Here is an 18,043-nt window from a genome sequence, read left to right as displayed (position 1 = left end):
GGTTACCTAGTGCTCAACTTCCACCCGGTAGCGACGAAAGTAGGGGGATTATGCTCACTGTCCAGCAGTGTGCGGCCGCGTTCAGTGACTTTCACACCGTCCAAGGAAATTCCCCGGCCGGTGTAACGGGCATCGGTCGTGTAACGCCAGCGGAGGGTGATTTGTGAGCTTTGCGACACCTCTGCCGCCGCCCGCCACCAAGCTCGATGACCGTGCCCGCCGAGACCGGTTTGGTCCCCGACGGGAGCACCTGGTCCGTTTGCACGCACAGTAATCGTTTTCCAGGTGGCTCCACCGTCGGTACTTATTTCCAGGAACAGCGAGTCCGACGGACCTTCGGTGTCCACGAAGGTGTCGAAGGAGACCTTCAGTGGCCCGCCACGCGTCTGGAGCACCGGAGTCGTGAGCGTGGCCGTGGAGACGTCACCGGCGCCGCTGAACCATGCGTCGCGGCCGTGCGCTGGGCGGACCGCCATCGCCTTCGCGAGCGAACTCGCCCACGTCTCCCTGGCGATGTTGATCGAGCCCCAGTTCCGGGTGGGATGCACACGGTTGGTGAGCAGGATCGCGAACGACCGCGACGGCGGGTCGATCACCAGCGAGGTCCCGGTGAACCCGGTGTGCCCGGCCGTGGAGGGCGCCGACAGCGCGCCCATGTACCAGGGCTGGTCGAGCTCGAAGCCGAGGCCGTGCGCGTTGTCGGGGAACTTGTGGTTGTAGTTCGTCAGCATCGCCCGCACGGTCTCTTCGCGCAGGATCCGCTGGCCTCGGTACGCGCCGCCGTTGAGGATCGTCTGCGCCAGCACCGCCATGTCGGCGGCCGTGGAGAACACGCCCGCGTGCCCGGCGACGCCGCCAAGCGACCAGGCGTTCTCGTCGTGGACCTCGCCGCGTACGAGCCCCCGCGGCGGCTTCGCGGCGTACTCGGTCGCCGCGACCCTGGCGAGTTTCGACGCGGGCGGGTTGTACCCGGTGTCCACCAGGCCCAGCGGGGTGGAGATGCGGTCCTGGACCACCTTGTCCAGCGGTGCCCCGGCCACCTTCTCGACCAGGAAACCGAGCGTCAGCAGGTTGATGTCGGAGTAGAGGTACGTGCTGCCCGGCGCGTTCTTCAGGGGGCTGTCGAGGACGGCCTTCCGGCGCGAGGGGATGTCCGGGTAGCCCTCCCACAGCGACGGGAGCGGTGTCGCGGCGAAGCCCGAGACGTGCGTGAGCAGCTGCTGGACGGTGACGGCCTCCTTGCCGTTCACCCCGAACTCCGGCAGATACCGCACCACCGGCGCCGAGATGTCCAGCTTGCCCGCCTCGGCCAGCTGCATCACCGCGACGGAGGTGAACAGCTTCGAGATCGAGGCCATGTCGAAGATCGTGTCCGCGCGCATCGGCACCTGCTGCTCGGGCGGCAGTTCGGTGCCCTTCGCGTCGGCGTAGCGGACAGCGCCACCGACGGCCTGGCGCTCGACGACCACGCCGTCATGGGCGAGGAGACCGACCGCTCCGGAGAAATGCGGATGCCCGGTGGCGTCCGGCTTGGTCCAGCTCTCGATGAACCGCTCGGCCGCCTCGATCGGCGCCGGATCGAGACCGACGTCGGACGGCGCGCCGTCTCGCAGGACGGTGGACGCGGGCGCGAAGCCTTCGCGCGGCTTGTCGAACCGGCCCGCCGCGCGGTCTCGCTGGTGTTCGCTCCCCGGAATCGCCTGTGCTCCCGCCGTCGACAGCGTGGTCGCCGCGACCAGTACGGAGACGGCCGCGATCAGGATCTTCCTAACACGCAAGGTCGTTCCTCTCAGCGGTAGATGAGATGGCGACGGCGTTTCCGGTCGAATTCGGCCAGTTCGGCCTGCCAGGACCCGACGATCTCGTCCACTGCGGCGCCCTTGTCGATCATCGTGCGCAACCTGTCGGAGCCGGACAGCTTGTCGAGGAAGTTGTCGGGCCGCCACTTGAACTTGTCCGGATGCACCTGTTTCGCGGTGACGAACATGGTGACCGCGGTGCGGATGGCGTCGAACGCCCGCGGGTCCGTGACAGTCACCTGTACGCCACCGCAGGGCTCGTTCACGAACTTGCCGAACGTCGGCACGAAGTACGCTTCGCGGAACTTCACCCCGGGCAGCCGCAGCTCGCCGAGCTTCTCGCGCCAGCGCCAGTCGAGGCCCGGCGCGCCGATGATCTCGAACGGCCGGGTGGTGCCCCGGCCTTCGGAGAACACGGTGCCCTCGAACATCCCGGTGCCGGGATAGACGAGCGCGGTCTCCGGCGTCGGCATGTTCGGGCTCGGCGGGACCCACGTCAGCCCGGTGCGCTCGAAGAGCTGGTCACGTCGCCAGTCCCGCACTTCGACTATTTCGAGCCTGCCCGGCGTGACGCCCTCGGCGGGCAGGAACTCGGCGGCGAAGAACCGCGCGAGCTCGCCGACGGTCATGCCGTGCTGCTGCACGATCGGCTTCCGGCCGACCCCCGAGGCGAACGCCGGGTTCAGCATCGGCCCGGCGGCCTTGCCGCCCAACGGGTTCGGCCGGTCCAGCACGACGACCGCCGCGCCGACCTTCGCCGCCGCGACCATCGCCGTGTACAGCGACCAGATGTAGGTGTAGAACCGCGCGCCGACGTCGGCGATGTCGAAGACGACGGTGTCGACGCCGGCCTTTGTGAACATCCCGGCGAGCTTCGTCGCGTCGGCGCCGTACGCGTCGTAGACGGGCACGCCGGTGCGAGGATCGGTGTAGTCGCCCTCGGAGCCGCCCGCTTGCGCGCTGCCGCGGAAACCGTGCTCCGGCCCGAACGCGGCGAGCGGCCGGACGCCGGCGGCGACCATCGAGTCGACGATGTGGTCGCCGCTCGCCAGCACACCTGTCGGATTCGACAGCACGCCGAGCTTGCGGCCGGACAGCGGCGCCCAACCCCGGGCGGCGAGCACGTCCGCTCCGGTACGGGTGAGCGAGGGACCTTTGCTCTCGCTTTCCGGCTGGGCCCCCGCGACCGAGGACCCGGCCGTCAGCGCGGGCACCGCGAGCGCGCCGGTGGCGAGGAAGTGGCGGCGGTTGAGGTTCACCAGGTCAGCCCGTGGCCGAAGGGGTACTTCACCGTGCCGACGTCCTTGCCCGCGGGAACGTCCACCGGCAGCTTGCCCTGCGGTGTCACCTTCCCGAGGATCACCTTCGCCAGCGCCTCGAGCGAAGGCGAGATGTAGCCGTACGTGGCGAGCCACGTCTTGATCGGGTTCTCGTAACCAGCGTCGTAGGGGATCTGGGCGGCGACCGCGACGACGGGTTTCCCGGTGTCGGCCAGCGCCTGCAACAGCTTGCCCTGCAACGGATACGTGCCGACGTTGTTGGTCAGCACGACGACGAGGTCGACGTTCTTCGCCGCCGCGACGGCCTGCGAGATCTGCGCGTCGGTCGGCGTCTGCCCGGTCTGCAACGCGGTCGCCTGCGTGCCGTGCGCGGTGAGCTTCGCGGCCAGGGACGCCGTCGTGCTCACGCCCCAACCGGTCACGAGTGTCTTCGCGGGCTGCTGCTTGAGCGGAAGGACGCCGCCGTCGTTGCGGATGGCGGTGACCGACCGGTCGGCGATGCCCTGCGCGGTCGCGAGGTTGGCCGGGGTGCCGACCTTCGTCATCACCTTGGCCGGGTCGACGAACGGCGAGGTCAGAATGCCGCGGTTCAGCTTGAGCTTGAGCACCCGCAGGACGCTCTCGTCGATGCGCTGCTCGGTCAGCTCACCCTTGCGGACGGCGTCGAGCACCGAGTTGATCGCGAGTTCGAGGTTCACCGGCATGAGCAGCTGGTCGATGCCCGCCTTCAGCGCGAGCACCGGGATCTCCGCGTCGGTGTGCATCTCGCGCACGGCGTCCATCGAGAGCGAGTCGGTGACGACGACGCCGCGGTACCCGAGCTCCTCGCGCAGCTTGCCGGTGAGGATCGGCTTCGACAGCGTGGCCGGCTCCCCCGACGGGTCGAGGCTGGGGAACTGGATGTGCGCGCTCATGATCGAGTCGATGCCCGCCTTGATGGCGGCTTTGAACGGGGGCACGTCGGTCGCGCGCCAGCTCGCCTCGCTGCGGTCGATTCTGGGCAGCTCGTGGTGGCTGTCGGTGGCCGCGTCGCCGTGACCGGGGAAATGCTTCGCGGCCGCGGACACCGTCTCGGAGCGACGTCCGGAGTTCTGGAAGCCCCTCACCTGGGCCTCGACGAACTGGCTCGCCAGCTCCGGGCGGCCGGAGAACGACCGGACGCCGATCACCGGGTTGGCCGGGTTGGAGTTCACGTCGGCGTCGGGGGCGAAGTCCTGGTTGATACCGACGGCGCGCAGTTCGTGCCCGAGGATGCGGGCGGCCTCCTGCGCGGCCTTGGTGTCACGGCCGGCCGAGATCGCCATGGCGTTCGGCAGCTCGGTGGCGGGGGCACCCATCCGGGTGACCGTGCCGCCTTCCTGGTCGGTCGCGATCTGCAACGGGATGCGGGCGCCGCTGCGGAGCGCGGCCCGCTGGAGCCCGTTGGACAGCTTGGCGACCTGCACCGGGTCGTCGAAGTTGTCGCGGCTGTCGTTGTTGAAGTAGATGACGCCGCCCAGGTGGTACTTCTCGACCACCTGCGCGGGGGTGTCGACGCCGAAGTCGGCCTTGTTCTTGGCGTTGACCTCGTCGGCGGACTTCCCGTTCACCCACGTGACGAACAGCTGCCCGACCTTCTGCTCCAGGGTCAGCCCGCGCAGCGTCCGCTGCGCCTCGACGTCCGCCGTCACCGGCTGCGCGGTCGCCGGAACCGCCACCGAGGCTCCAGCACCCAGGGTGAGCAGGCCCGCGAGGGGCAGGGCGAGCGCATGGATCCTCCGATGACGGGCGTGCGCGGTTCGGGTCGTCACCTCAAGCCTCCCAGATTCGTGCCTGACTCTCAGATGGAAAGAAGTCCACCTGGAAGCACTGATATCCGGAAGCTACCCACGAGCACTTTGCTTGTCCATCGGCCACCCGCACGAACGGTCCGTTCATACACAAAGGGACGCGAAGGGGCCTGTCACGCTTGAAATCGGGGGCAAAACACTGGCGGCGCCCGTCGGCAAGAAGCCGGCGGGCGCCGCCAGTCGGTGCGGACCACTCGGGCGACCAAGCGTGCAACTCTGGTCGTACCTTCATGGACTCGGCGTCCGGCGTCCCGGTACGCAGTCCCTAGACGACGAGCCTCCCGCGGCGCGCTGCGCGTGGGTACCCGGTGTCCGCACACGGAGATTCGCCGGGGTGGAACAGGCTTCTCTTCTACCTGTTCCCTGGCCGACCGAACGTCCGCACCTACTTTCTACGCCGTGAGCCGGGTCACTTCAAGTGCGCAGACGGGTGCACCGGTACAGAGGCTCGATCTAGTGACACGGGCACCCTCCGCGACGGACAATTCGCGGCCCTGACTGCGAAAACCGGCCCGGTACCGCCGTGTGGGTGTGTGCTCAGCGGGTGCGTTTGCGCCGGTTGTAGCCGTACCAGGTGGCCCCCGCGGCGACGGCGCCGAGCGCGACCAGTCCGGCCGAGCGCGCCGGGATCCGGGTCCGCAGCGACATCGGGTGCTCGAAGGCGAGGATCTCCCAGCCCTGTTCCGTCGCGTGCTTGCGCAGGACGCGGTCGGGGTTGACGGCATGCGGCCGTCCGACGACTTCGAGGAGCGGGATGTCCGTGCTCGAATCGGTGTACGCGTGGCACTGGGTGAGGTCGTAGCCGTAGGTCGTCGCGAGTTGTTTCGCGGCGACGGCCTTGTTTTCGCCGTAGCAGTAGAAATCGACTTCGCCCGAGTAGCGACCGTCCACAATCTGCATCCGCGTGGCCACGCTTCGCGTCGCGCCGAGCATTTCGGCGACCGGTGCGACGACTTCCTCGCCGGTCGCCGACAGCACCACGACGTCGTGCCCCTCCGCTCGATGCGAGGAGATCAGTTCCGCCGCCTCCGCGTAGACGAGCGGGTCGACGACGTCGTGCAGCGTCTCGCGGACGATCGCGGACACCTGCGCGACGTCCCATCCGGTGCACAGCGCGGAAACCTCGGCCCGCATCCGCTCGGTCTTCGCCGCGTCCGCGCCCGCGAGGGAGAAGACGAGTTGGGCGTACGCGCTGCGAAGCGCGGCTCGGCGGTTGATGAGGCCTTCGCGCAAAAGGGGCTTGCTGAAGGCCAACGCGCTCGATGACGCGATGATCGTCTTGTCGAGATCGAAGAACGCCGCGACCTGGTTTGGCGTCGTGCTGGGTCGGTCCACTCGCCAAGGATAGGAGAGCCGGACGGGCGCGCGCCCGTTGGTCGACCACGATCGGTCCGGCGCGGTGGAAAATTCACGACCGCCCACTCGATCCGGCGCGTCGTGCCGTTATCGAATTGTGGGTACGGAGGTCGCCCGCAACGGGCCGGTACCGGAGTTACAGTGAGATTGTCCCGGTGTTGCACCGGGCCCAGGTTCAGTCCGACCCCCCGGGGCTGAACCCCAGGCGGCCCTCGTCCCTCCCCCCTGGCGGGGGCCGCCTCCTCGATCCCTTGCGGTGTCAGTGGTTCAGACCTCGACGGCCGCGAAAACCCCGCCCGGGCAACGCAGGAACCGGCCGGAGTTCGTTAACTTTCTTTTCTCTCAACAATTTTCGTGCTCGTTTCCGGCTGCGATCAGAGTCGTGGGTTCGTAGTGGAAAGGGTCCGACAAAACCGCGGGAAACCGGTTTCCCGTGGCGGAGTTGTCCACAACACCCCGGTTGTCCACAGGTGGGACGGAATGGCGTTGTGCGCGGTGGGCGACCGGCGCGACCGTGGAGTCATCACCCGAGTCCGACCGAATCACTGGGGGAGTCATGACCGTGGAACGTCCGCTCGTCGTCGCCGGCGACGAAATCCTGCTCGACGAGATCCTGCGCGTGGCCGCCGCCGCGGGCTGCGAGGTCGAACGCGCACCCGATCTGGACGCGGCGCGCGGAAGATGGGCTCGCGCGCCGCTCGTGGTCCTCGACGAGGAGGCCGCGAGCGCGCCGAACCGCCTGCTACGGCGGAACAAGGTCCTGCTGATCTGCAAGGGCGCACCGACACCGGTGACGTGGGAGCGCGCCTTCAACACCGGTTCGGAGAAGGTCCTTTCGCTCCCGGACGAGGAAGCCGACCTCATCGGCGAATTCGCCGACGTCGTCGACGGGCCGGCGCGTGACGACGGCGTCGTCATCGGGATCATCGGCGGGCGTGGCGGTGCCGGGGCTTCCGTGCTGGCGGCCGCCGTCGCGTATCAAGCGGAGAAGTCCGGCACCGGCGGGCTGCTGGTCGACTGCGACCCGCTCGGCGGCGGGGTCGACGTACTCCTCGCCGCCGAACGTGATCGCGGGCCCCGGTGGCCGGAGCTCGACCTCGGCGGCAGGGTGTCCATGGCCGCGTTGAGCGAAGCCCTGCCGCGAAAGAAGTACTCGACCGGCTCACTGTCCTTTGTGTCCTATGGACGGGAAGGACACGGCCCCGGGCCCGAGGCGATCGAGGGCGTGCTGAACGCCGGACGGCGCGCGGGGCGGACCGTCGTCTGCGATCTGCCGAGATATTTCGGCCCCGAGACGTCCGCCGCGATCAGGCTGGCCGATCTCGTCGTGGTCGTCGTCCCCGCGGAACTCCGTGCCTGCGCCGCCGCGAAACAGGTCCTGGCCAGGCTCGAACCCCACGCGACGAGGATCGGTGTCGCGGTCCGCGGGCCGTCGCCCGCCGGGCTGATCCCTCAGGAGATCGCCGACGCCGTCGGCGTCCCGCTCATCACGTCGATGGGCCGCGAGCGGTCCCTCTCGCTGGCCCTCGACCGGGGCGAATTCGTCCCGAGACATCGCGGGCACCTGGCGACGGCGGCCACCGAGGTCCTCGCGGCGGCGCGCGGAAACCTGGCCGGTGCGTCGAGATGACCGAAGACCTGGTCGAGCGGGTCCGGCGGCGGCTGGCCGGATCGGCCGCCCCGGCGGATCCGGTGAGCGTCGCTCGGGCGGTCCGCGCCGAAGCGGGCGGCGCGCTCGGGCAGGACGCCGTCCTCGGAGCGGTCCGGCTGGCCCGTGACGAGTTCGTCGGCGCCGGCCCCCTCGCGCCGCTTCTCGAAGAGCCCGGCGTCACCGACATCCTCGTGTCCGCTCCCGACGAGGTCTGGGTGGACACCGGTGAAGGCCCCAAGGCGACGGACATCCGTTTCGCCGACGAGGAAGCGGTCCGCCGACTGGCCCAGCGGCTCGCCCTCGCAGGCGGGCGACGGCTGGACGACGCGCAACCGTTCGCCGACTGCTGGTTGCCGGGAGTGGGGCCACAAGGCCGGGTCCGGATGCACGCGGTACTCCCGCCGCTCGCGCCAGCCGGGACCTCCCTCTCGCTCCGCGTCCTCCGGCCCGCCACCCATGATCTCGCCGAACTCCGGTTGCGCGGGGTGTTCGGCACCAGCGGCGCGGATCTGCTCGACTCGGTCATCCGGCGACGGCTCGCGTTCGTGGTCTCCGGCGGGACCGGGACGGGCAAGACGACCTTGCTCGCCGCGTTGCTCGGCGCCGTCCCGCCGTCCGAACGCATCGTCTGCGTCGAGGACGCCGGAGAACTGCAACCGGACCATCCGCAGTTCGTCAGCCTGCTCACCCGCCCGGCCAACGTCGAGGGCGCGGGCGAGATCGGGCTGAGCGAACTGGTGCGTCAGGCGCTGCGAATGCGTCCGGACCGCCTGGTCGTCGGAGAAGTACGCGGCGGGGAGGTGATCGCGTTGCTCAACGCGATGAACACCGGGCACGAAGGTGGCGGCTGCACCGTGCACGCCAATTCCTCGGAGGAGGTCCCCGCGCGGATGGAGGCGCTGGCCGCGCTCGGCGGGCTGAAACGGGACGCTTTGCACAGCCAGCTGACGGCAGCGGTGCGGGTGGTCCTGCACATGGTCCGGCTGCCGAGCGGGATCCGGCGGCTGGACGAGGTCGGCGTCCTCCGGTCCTATCGAGGCGAGGCCAAAGTCGTTCCGGTCTGGAGCAAAGGCACCTGGATCGGCGACGAAACTCCGTTCGAGGAGTTGGCGGCATGAACCCGTGGTTCCTGCTCTCCTGCGGCGCGGGACTGGCCTGCTGGCCGAGGCCGATGGCTCGCGTGCCTATCGCCTGGCGTCCGCCACGGGCGCTTCGGACGGGTTGGTGGCCTCTGCCGGCGCTGCTCGTCCTGCCGTTCCTCGGGATCGGCTGGGCCGTCGCGGTACTCGTGCTCACCGTGACCATCCGCCAGGAGGTCCGGTCGCGAGCGCGGGCGAACGCGGCGCTGGCCGAAGCCGAGCTCACCGCGTCGGTTCTGCGGATGATGATCGGTGAACTCCGTGCGGGCGCCCATCCGGTGACGGCGGCCGAAGCCACCGCGGAGGCGATCCCCGCGGCGTCCGAGCGGCTGCGCGGGCTCATCGCGGCCGCCCGGCTCGGTGGTGAGACCGCGGCCGATCCGGACGCGCCACCGGCACTGGTGAACGCGTGGACGCTCGCGAACCGGTTCGGGCTGCCGATGGCCGACGTGCTCGACGCGGCGAGACGGGACGCGGAGGCCGGGATCGGCTTCCGCCGCCGGCTCAAAGCCAAGATGGCCGGTCCCCGGGCGAGTGCCGCCGTACTCGCGGTCCTCCCGCTGGTGTGCCTGCCGCTCGGCGAGGCGATGGGGGCGGGCCCGGTCCAGGTCCTCACGGGGACGGGCGCCGGTCAGTTGCTGCTCGTCGTGGGCAGCGGGCTGATCTGGGCGGGCACGGCTTGGTGCCGCGCCCTCACCGGGCGGGTGGCGTCGTGCTGACCGGCGCGGCGTTGATCCTGCTGGGCGGTGCCGTCTTCTGTTGGCCACGCGTCGCGGCCGGAGGCGTAGCGCGGCCAGGACGGCTTCTCACGCGGCTTCGGACACGGCCGCCCCGGGACAACGGCGTCTTCGAACTCGTCCGGTCCGCTGCCACTCTCGACCTGCTGGCCGCGTGCCTGGCGGGTGGGCTGCCGGTACCCGTCGCACTCGAGGCCGTCGTACCGACGGCCTCACCGAAGACCGCGGCGGCTCTTCGTTCGGTGGCGTCGCATCTCGCCGTCGGCATCGGGCCGGCGGAAGCCTGGGCGCCGGTCCGCGACCGGCCCGGCCTGACCGAACTGGCCGTCGCCGCCGTCCGGACGGCGCGGGCGGGCACCGCGCTCGCCACGCACGCGAAGGACCTCGCGCGAAGACTGCGCGAGTCGCTCTCCGCCGAAGCCGAGGAACGCGCGGAACGGGCGGGAGTGCTGTTGGCGGCACCGATCGGCCTGTGTTTCCTCCCCGCGTTCCTCTGCCTCGGCGTCCTCCCAGTCGTGCTCGGCCTGGCCGGTCGTCTCGACTTCCTCTGATCGAAAGGCGCTCCCATGCACAAGCTCCCCACCTTCCGCGAAGACGACGGCATGGCGACGATCGAATACGCCATCGCCACCCTGGCCGCCGCCGCGCTGGCTGCCCTCCTCTATGTGGTCATCGAAAGCGAAGCCGTCCGAGCCGGGCTCACCGCGCTCATCGAGCGCGCCCTGTCGGTGAAGTTCTGATGCGCGGCGAAGACCGCGGCTCCGTCACGGTGGAGGCCGCACTCGGCATCGGCGCGCTGACCTTCGTCTCGGCCCTGCTGCTCGCCGGGATCGGGGTCGCGTCCGATCAGCTTCGCTGCACCGACGCGGCCCGCGAGGCCGCCAGGCTCCTCGCCCGCGGCCAGCCCGCCCGTGCCGAACAGGCGGTCCGGGAGATCGCGCCGTCCGGCGCCCGGCTGGACGTCGTCCGCGAAGGCGACACCATCACGGCCGGAGTCGAGGCCGAGCCGGTCGCCGGGTTCCTGCCGGGTATCCGGCTGCGCTCCAGCGCCTTCGCCGTCGCCGAGCCGGGGAGCGGGCCGTGACCGCGGACGATCGCGGTGTCGCGACCGTGTGGACCGCCTCGATGGTCGCGGTCCTGGTCTGCGCGGCCGCGATCGCCTTCTGGATCGGCGCCGCGGTCACGACCCGGCACCGTGCCGAGGCCGCCGCGGATCTGGCGGCCCTCGCGGCGGCCTCGCACGCGTCGAGCGGTCCCGCCGCGGCCTGCGAACGGGCACGGCAGGTCGCCGTCCGGATGTCGGTCACGCTGCTGACCTGCCGGTGGGAACGAGGCGACGCCCTGGTCGAGGTGCGGTCGGAGCCCTCGGGCCGTCCGGCGGTCACCGGGCGGGCGGAGGCGCGGGCCAGGGCGGGTCCGGTCGACCGGTCACCGTGACAGGGGTCGCACGACGAACGGTCGCCAGGCGAGGAGTACGCGCGAGTAACCGCTGGGCGCGAGCAGCGGTCGTTGACGCGCGGCGAGCGGTCGAAGCCATGATCAGCTCACCGCCGAACGGCCGCCCGCCGCTCACCGCGAGCGCCGTCACGCAGGCGGGAAGCCCAGGTCGGCTGCGACGAACGGCTCCAGACCGGTCGTGCGGACCCGATAACCGGACGTCCGGCGTTCGGTCCGTCCGGTCGCACTACCGCGCGTTCATCGCTAAGTAACCGCCGGTTGTCGCGTGAGGTCTTCTCCCGATGTGCAACTTGCCGTTTATTGAGATGTGCGCCACTTCGAAAAGTTCGCCGAGGCCGGTGCGACAGAGACAGACACAGGACAGAGTTGACCTGAGGCAGGGACAGTAATGTTGGACGCGAATTGGCCGGACAGCTGGCGGGGCGCCTTCCGCATCGAAATGCGTGCGGAGGCGATCGGTCTCGCCTGGCGTGGCTGGCCGGTGCTCCCGGGCGCCGAGCCCGCGGCGCTCACCGCCGACGGTGACGACCTCACCTGGCGGCGTCCGGTCCCGGCCCAGGACAACTGGCGCGAGCTGACCGAGACCCACCCGCACGAGGTCGCCACCTGGTTCGGCGACGACACGCACAGCCTGCTCGTCGCCACCGGCACCGTGCTCGACGCCATCGAGGTCGACGACGAACTCGGCAAGGCCGCCGCCCGCCTGCTGCGCGCCACCGGGCACCCCGCCCCGATCGTCGCGATGCCGAACGGCCGCTGGCTGTTCCTCACCACCGTTGCCACGAGCATTCCGCGGGAACTGGCCGACCAGGCCTCGATCCAGTGGCACGGCGCGAACGGCTACATCCCGCTGCCCCCGTCGCCGTTCCAGCACGGTGTCGTGCACTGGCGGGTCAAGCCCGAGGTCTGGGGCTGGCAGCTGCCCGAGGCCACCGACGTGCACGACGTGCTCGTTCGTGCGCTGGCCGGTGACCAGGCCGTCGCCCCGGTGGCGAGCCTCAGCACCGCCGCCTGATCAACCCACAATTTCAAGCCACCCCGTGGCCGGACACGGACCCGTGCTGACGCAAAGCCCCGAGCACGGTGTCCAGAACGGCCACCGCCCCCGCCTTGTCCAGCGGATCGTTGCCGTTCCCGCACTTCGGCGACTGGACGCAGGACGGGCAGCCGGCCGGGCACTCGCAGGAAACGATCGCCTCCCGCGTTGCGGCCAGCCAAGGGACAATCGCGGCAAATCCGCGGTCGGCGAATCCCGCACCCCCGGGATGGCCATCGTGCACGAACACCGTCGCCTCCCCGGTGTCCTCGTGCCACGCGGTCGACACCCCGCCAATGTCCCAGCGGTCGCAAGTAGCGAACAGCGGTAGCAGGCCGATCGCCGCGTGCTCGGCGGCATGCAGGGCACCGGGGACGCGCGCCGGATCCAACTCGGCGCCCGTCCCCGGTGCCCCGCCAAGTTCCTCGGTCCCCGCCCTGGAGCCTCCGGTCCCCACCGGCTCCAGAGCTTCGGTCCCCGTCCGATGGCCCCCGGTCCCCGCCGCGCCATCGGACGCGCCGAGCAGCTCGGCCGAGATCGTGTACCAGACGGCACGGGTGTGCAGGCTCTGCTCCGGCAGATCCAGCGGAGTCTGGTCCAGCACCTCACCGGACGGACGTCTCCGCAAGTAGCCGACCACTTGCGAGCTCACCGAAACCTCGCCGAGGTTCACCGTGACCCCGCCGTGCACCCGCTTCTCTTCGGTGCGCAGCACGCTGATGTCGACGATCTCGCGCGGTGACGTGGTCCAGTCCGGATCCTCCGCGTGCACCAGGGCGAGCCCGGTCTCCAGATCCAGCTCGTCGACCACATAGGACGAACCCTGGTGCAGGTACACCGCACCGGGATGGACCGCGTAGCAGGCGGATCCCGGGTCGACCGTGCCGAGCATCCGGCCGGAATCGGCTTCCACCACCGCGATCTGCTCGCCGCCGGAACCCCGGATGCCGACCTCGGCGTGCGGCCGGTCGCGCGAGGTCCAGTACCAGCCGCTCGTGCGGCGGCGGATGATCTTCTCCTTGACCAGGTCGGCGAGCACGGCGCGCGCCGAGTCCCCGCCGAAGGCCGCGACCTCCGGCTCGGTCAGCGGGAGTTCGGCGATGGCGCAGGCCAGCTGCGGCCCGAGCACGTACGGATTCGATGGATCGAGGACCGCGGCCTCCACCGGCCGGTCCAGGATCGCGGCCGGATGATGCACGAGATAGGTGTCCAGCGGGTCGTCTCGGGCCACGAAGACGACCAGTGCCGCGTCGCCCGCGCGCCCGGCCCGGCCGGCCTGCTGCCAGAACGACGCGAGCGTGCCCGGATAACCGGCCAGCACCACCGCGTCCAGCCCGGCGATGTCGACGCCGAGTTCGAGCGCGTTCGTCGTCGCGACCCCGAGCAACCGCCCGGACAGCAACGCCGCTTCCAGTGCGCGCCGTTCCTCCGGCAGATACCCGGAGCGGTACGCGGCGACGGACTCCGCCAGCGCACCGTCCACTTCGGACAGAATGCGCCGGGCGCCGAGCGCGGTCAGCTCCGCGCCTCGCCGCGACCGGACGAACGCCAGGGAGCGGGCGCCTTCGATGACCAGTTCGGCGAGGATCCGGGCAGCCTCGGCGCCCGCCGAGCGCCGCACCGGTGCCCCGTTCTCACCCGAGAGTTCCGACAGCAGCGGGGGTTCCCACAACGCGACCGTGCGGGCGCCGCGCGGCGAGCCGTCCTCGGTGACCGGGACGCAGTCCTGTCCGGTGAGCTTCGACGCGAACGCCGCCGGATCCGCCGTGGTCGCGGACGCGAGGACGAAGACCGGCGAAGCCCCGTAGTACGCCGCGACCCTCCGCAGCCTGCGCAGCAGCAGCGCCACGTGGGAACCGAACACACCGCGATAGCTGTGGCATTCGTCGACGACGACGAACGAGAGCCGCCGGAAGAACCGGGACCAGCGCGCGTGCGAAGAGAGGATCCCGCGGTGCAGCATGTCCGGGTTCGTGAACACCCAGTTCGCGTGCGCGCGGACCCAGTCCCGCTCCTCCATCGGGGTGTCGCCGTCGAACGACGCCGCCCGCGCCTTCTTGATGTCCAAAGAGGACACCGCGCGTAACTGGTCGGCGCCGAGCGCCTTGGTCGGCGACAGGTACAGCGCCGTGGCCCGCTCGTCCTCGACCAGTGCCGAGAGCACCGGCAGCTGGTACGCGAGCGACTTGCCCGACGCGGTGCCTGTCGAGATCACGACGTGCTCGCCTTCGCGGACCAAGGACGCGGCCTCCGCCTGATGCCGCCATGGCGCCTCGACCCCGTTCGCCTTCAGCGCCTCGACGACGGGACCCGCCACCCAATCCGGCCAGTCCACGGAATCCGCCGGGCGGGCCGGCAGCTCGGCCACATGGGTGACCGGGTACAGCGAAGCCGGGATCCCCGCCGTCGCGCGGTCGAGAAGCCGCCGGCCCTTGCCGGATCGCACCGTGCCGTCCACCTTCGGAAGCTTCGCACAGCGCACCGACAGAAACGGTCCGCCGCCGGGCGGAACGGGCACTGGAAGCGGCCGCCGATGATCGATACAGTGACCAGCCTCACAAGATTACGGAACGTACGGTGGCGGGGACGCCTTGCCGTCCGCCATCCCACTACCAATACACTCCCGCAATCCACACCGACTGTGGCGAGCGTCATGTGAGACGTGCCTTGCAGTACGACTAGCGTGATGCCCGGTTCAGTTCCCCATGCCAACGTCGGCACGCCGGTTCCATCGGCGGATCGTCGTTGGCCAACGGCGACGTCTCCAGGAGGACGAATGTCCCGGCAGTTCCTCGCGGAGGGCGAACTCACGCTCTCCGGAGGTGGTTACACCATCGTCGGTGTAATCGCCGTGGTCGCCCTTGCCGCACTGGTCATCGGCTACGTTCTGCTCAAGGAGGTCTTGGCCGCCGGCCAGGGCACCTCCAAGATGCAGGACATCGCGAAGGCAGTGCAGGAAGGCGCGGCTGCCTATCTCAAACGGCAGCGCAACACCCTCGTGATCTTCGGGGGAATCGTGTTCGTGCTGCTCTTCGCTTTGCCGGCCGATGACTGGAACGAGAAGATCGGCAGGTCCATCTTCTTCTTGGTCGGCGCCGGATTCTCCTTCGCGATCGGCTATCTCGGCATGTGGCTGGCGACGCAGGCGAACCTTCGCGTCGCGGCCGCATCGCGTGAGGAAGGCGGCCGCGAGAAGGCGATGCGCCTGGCCTTCCGCACCGGTGGCGTCGTCGGCATGATCACCGTCGGTCTCGGTCTCTTCGGCGCCGCGGTGGTCGTCCTGGTCTACACCGGACAGGCGCCGAAGGTGTTGGAGGGCTTCGGTTTCGGTGCCGCGCTGATCGCGATGTTCATGCGTGTCGGCGGCGGTATCTTCACGAAGGCCGCCGACGTCGGCGCGGACCTGGTCGGCAAGGTCGAGCAGGGCATCCCCGAGGACGACCCGCGCAACGCGGCCACCATCGCCGACAACGTCGGTGACAACGTGGGCGACTGCGCCGGTATGGCGGCGGACCTCTTCGAGTCGTACGCGGTCATGCTCGTCGCGGCGCTGATCCTGGGTAGCACGGCCTTCGGCGTGCACGGCCTGATCTTCCCGCTCATCGTTCCCGCCATCGGCGTGATCACCGCGGTCATCGGTGTCTACATCACCAAGGCCAAGGCTGGTGAAGGCGGCCTGGTCACGATCAACCGCTCGTTCTACATCTCCGCGGGGATTTCCGCGGTGCTCTCGACGATCGCCGCGTTCGTCTACCTGCCCGGTTCGTTCTCCGAGCTGACCAGCGGTGCCACCAGTGAGCCCGGCAACCCGGCGCTGATCGCGACCATCTCGGTGATCATCGGCATCGTGCTCGCCGCGATCATCCTCAAGCTCACCGGCTACTACACCGGCACCGAGCACAAGCCGGTGAAGGAGGTCGGCAAGTCTTCGGAAACCGGTGCGGCGACGGTGATCCTGGCCGGTATCTCGGTCGGTTTCGAGTCCGCCGTGTACACCGCGCTGGTCATCAGCGCGGCCGTGTTCGGCGCGTACCTGCTCGGTGGCGGCGTCGCGCTGTTCGCCGTGGCGCTGGCCGGTACCGGTCTGCTCACCACGGTCGGCGTCATCGTCGCGATGGACACCTTCGGCCCGATTTCGGACAACGCGCAGGGCATCGCCGAGATGTCGGGTGACGTCGACGAGGACGCGGCGCAGATCCTCACCGAACTCGACGCGGTCGGCAACACCACCAAGGCCATCACCAAGGGCATCGCGATCGCCACGGCGGTCCTCGCGGCGACGGCGCTGTTCGGGTCCTATCAGGACGCGATCAGCAAGGCGCTGAAGTCGATCCCGGAGGCGGCGCAGGCCAGCGCGTCCGCGCTGAACTTCTTCGTCAACGAAGTGGTCAGCCCGAACACCCTGGTCGGTGTCATCATCGGTGCGGCGGTCGTGTTCCTGTTCTCCGGTCTCGCGGTCAACGCGGTGTCCCGTGCCGCCGGCGCGGTCGTCTACGAGGTGCGCCGCCAGTTCCGCGACATCCCGGGGATCATGGAGGGCACCACCCGTCCCGAGTACGGCCGGGTCGTCGACATCGTCACGCGCGACTCGCTGCGTGAGCTGACCACGCCCGGCCTGCTCGCGGTCTTCGCCCCCATCGCGGTCGGCTTCGGCCTCGGCACCGGCGCGCTCGCCGGTTACCTGGCCGGTGCGATCGCTTCCGGCACCCTGATGGCGATCTTCCTCGCCAACTCCGGTGGCGCCTGGGACAACGCGAAGAAGCTCGTGGAGGACGGAAGCCACGGCGGCAAGGGGTCGGACGCGCACGAGGCCACCATCATCGGTGACACCGTGGGTGACCCGTTCAAGGACACCGCCGGTCCCGCGATCAACCCGCTGATCAAGGTGATGAACCTGGTGTCGGTGCTGATCGCCCCGGCGGTCGTGCAGTTCTCGATCGGCGCGGACGCCAACGTCGGCATCCGCATCGCGATCTCGCTGGTCGCCGTCGCGATCATCGTCGCGGCGATCGTGGTCTCCAAGCGCCGCGAGTCGGTTCTTTCCGAGACCCCCGCGCAAACGAAGGCGTAAACGGTTCTCTCCACCGCCGGGCCCGTCACGATCTTTCGTGGCGGGCCCGGCGTCTGTCCGGCGCAGGCTAATGTCTGCCCGTCACGCCGATCCGATCCGGGGGAGTCCCTGCCATGAGGCGTCCGATCATCCTGTTCGCCGCCGTTCTCCTGCTGGCGGGCTGCGGTGGCGCCGAGCGGACGGCCGCTCCTTCTCCTTCTTCTCCCGCCCCTGCGGCAGGGAGTTCCTGGATGGACGGTTTCTGCGGTTCGCTGATCGACTTCGCCAAGATCGGCGATTTCCGGCTGCCCGACTTCGAACAGGACGACGTCGCCAGTGCGCGGAACGTGATGGACGAGGCCTTCGGGGTGTTCGCGCCCGGGTTCGACAACGCGGTCACCGGATTGGGGAACCTGGGCCAGGCTCCGAGCGCGGAAGCCGATGCGGCGCGCAAGAGCATCGTCGACACGCTGACACCGATCCGGGACAAGGTGCTCGCCGCGAAGGCGGCCCTCGACGCGGCACCGAAGGACGACAAGGCCGCCGTGGCGGCCGCCGCGGTTTCCTTCCGGCAAATCGGGTCCGACATCAACGACATGCCCGACCCGTTCCAGCAGCTGGAAACGAACGTTTCGTTGAAAACGCTGGCCGCGCAGGCCCCGAACTGCAAGAAGCTGCCTTCCTGACCGTTCTTCGGCGTCGCGTTGA

General features: G+C 69.8%; 15 protein-coding genes. 10 read left to right on the top strand and 5 right to left on the bottom strand.

Annotated elements, in window-relative coordinates:
* Positions 1–2: 2 nt before the first annotated feature.
* The 4 genes from H4W30_RS19095 to H4W30_RS19080 form a co-directional block, all read right to left on the bottom strand.
* On the bottom strand, positions 3–1,778 hold the full coding sequence (locus H4W30_RS19095; protein ID WP_192743999.1) for a serine hydrolase: 1,776 nt from the start codon (positions 1,776–1,778) through the stop codon (positions 3–5).
* A gap of 11 nt (positions 1,779–1,789) precedes the next feature.
* Complete coding sequence (locus H4W30_RS19090; protein ID WP_192743998.1) at positions 1,790–3,058, bottom strand: exo-beta-N-acetylmuramidase NamZ family protein; 1,269 nt, start codon at positions 3,056–3,058, stop codon at positions 1,790–1,792.
* Positions 3,055–4,869 (bottom strand): glycoside hydrolase family 3 protein, encoded by a 1,815-nt coding sequence (locus H4W30_RS19085; RefSeq protein WP_318780619.1) that lies wholly within the window; start codon positions 4,867–4,869, stop codon positions 3,055–3,057. The genes H4W30_RS19090 and H4W30_RS19085 overlap by 4 nt, the downstream gene beginning before the upstream one ends.
* Positions 4,870–5,445: 576 nt before the next feature.
* On the bottom strand, positions 5,446–6,243 hold the full coding sequence (locus tag H4W30_RS19080; RefSeq protein WP_192743997.1) for an HAD family hydrolase: 798 nt from the start codon (positions 6,241–6,243) through the stop codon (positions 5,446–5,448).
* Positions 6,244–6,820: 577 nt separating this feature from the next.
* Here H4W30_RS19080 and ssd point away from each other — a divergent pair.
* From ssd to H4W30_RS19040, 8 genes are all read left to right on the top strand, one after another.
* The gene (ssd, locus tag H4W30_RS19075) at positions 6,821–7,894 is read left to right on the top strand and encodes a septum site-determining protein Ssd (RefSeq protein ID WP_192743996.1); all 1,074 of its coding nucleotides are present in this window, start codon (positions 6,821–6,823) and stop codon (positions 7,892–7,894) included.
* A complete protein-coding gene (locus H4W30_RS19070) occupies positions 7,891–9,033 on the top strand; it encodes a TadA family conjugal transfer-associated ATPase (RefSeq protein ID WP_192743995.1) in 1,143 nt (380 codons plus the stop codon). The genes ssd and H4W30_RS19070 overlap by 4 nt, the downstream gene beginning before the upstream one ends.
* Positions 9,030–9,773, top strand: a complete 744-nt coding sequence (locus H4W30_RS19065; RefSeq protein WP_192743994.1) for a type II secretion system F family protein — start codon at positions 9,030–9,032, stop codon at positions 9,771–9,773. The genes H4W30_RS19070 and H4W30_RS19065 overlap by 4 nt, the downstream gene beginning before the upstream one ends.
* Positions 9,767–10,342, top strand: coding sequence for a type II secretion system F family protein (locus tag H4W30_RS19060; protein WP_192743993.1), 576 nt, complete (start codon positions 9,767–9,769; stop codon positions 10,340–10,342). The genes H4W30_RS19065 and H4W30_RS19060 overlap by 7 nt, the downstream gene beginning before the upstream one ends.
* A 15-nt stretch (positions 10,343–10,357) precedes the next feature.
* On the top strand, positions 10,358–10,531 hold the full coding sequence (locus tag H4W30_RS19055; RefSeq protein ID WP_192743992.1) for a DUF4244 domain-containing protein: 174 nt from the start codon (positions 10,358–10,360) through the stop codon (positions 10,529–10,531).
* Positions 10,531–10,875, top strand: a complete 345-nt coding sequence (locus tag H4W30_RS19050) for a TadE family type IV pilus minor pilin (protein ID WP_192743991.1) — start codon at positions 10,531–10,533, stop codon at positions 10,873–10,875. The genes H4W30_RS19055 and H4W30_RS19050 overlap by 1 nt, the downstream gene beginning before the upstream one ends.
* Positions 10,872–11,228, top strand: coding sequence for an Rv3654c family TadE-like protein (locus H4W30_RS19045; protein ID WP_192743990.1), 357 nt, complete (start codon positions 10,872–10,874; stop codon positions 11,226–11,228). Before H4W30_RS19050 ends, H4W30_RS19045 begins: the two co-directional genes overlap by 4 nt.
* Before the next feature lie 409 nt (positions 11,229–11,637).
* On the top strand, positions 11,638–12,264 hold the full coding sequence (locus tag H4W30_RS19040; RefSeq protein WP_192743989.1) for a bifunctional DNA primase/polymerase: 627 nt from the start codon (positions 11,638–11,640) through the stop codon (positions 12,262–12,264).
* Positions 12,265–12,277: 13 nt separating this feature from the next.
* Here the strand turns inward: H4W30_RS19040 and H4W30_RS19035 are convergent, their stop codons facing one another.
* On the bottom strand, positions 12,278–14,743 hold the full coding sequence (locus tag H4W30_RS19035) for a DEAD/DEAH box helicase (protein WP_192743988.1): 2,466 nt from the start codon (positions 14,741–14,743) through the stop codon (positions 12,278–12,280).
* Between the two features lie 318 nt (positions 14,744–15,061).
* Here H4W30_RS19035 and H4W30_RS19030 point away from each other — a divergent pair, with 318 nt between their 5' ends.
* Complete coding sequence (locus H4W30_RS19030; protein ID WP_192743987.1) at positions 15,062–17,356, top strand: sodium-translocating pyrophosphatase; 2,295 nt, start codon at positions 15,062–15,064, stop codon at positions 17,354–17,356.
* Positions 17,357–17,469: 113 nt separating this feature from the next.
* Complete coding sequence (locus H4W30_RS19025; protein WP_225949384.1) at positions 17,470–18,021, top strand: hypothetical protein; 552 nt, start codon at positions 17,470–17,472, stop codon at positions 18,019–18,021.
* Positions 18,022–18,043 lie beyond the last annotated feature (22 nt).

Source organism: Amycolatopsis roodepoortensis (assembly GCF_014873915.1).
GTDB classification, from domain to species: domain Bacteria; phylum Actinomycetota; class Actinomycetes; order Mycobacteriales; family Pseudonocardiaceae; genus Amycolatopsis; species Amycolatopsis roodepoortensis.
This window is presented reverse-complemented; position numbering and strand designations above follow the sequence as displayed.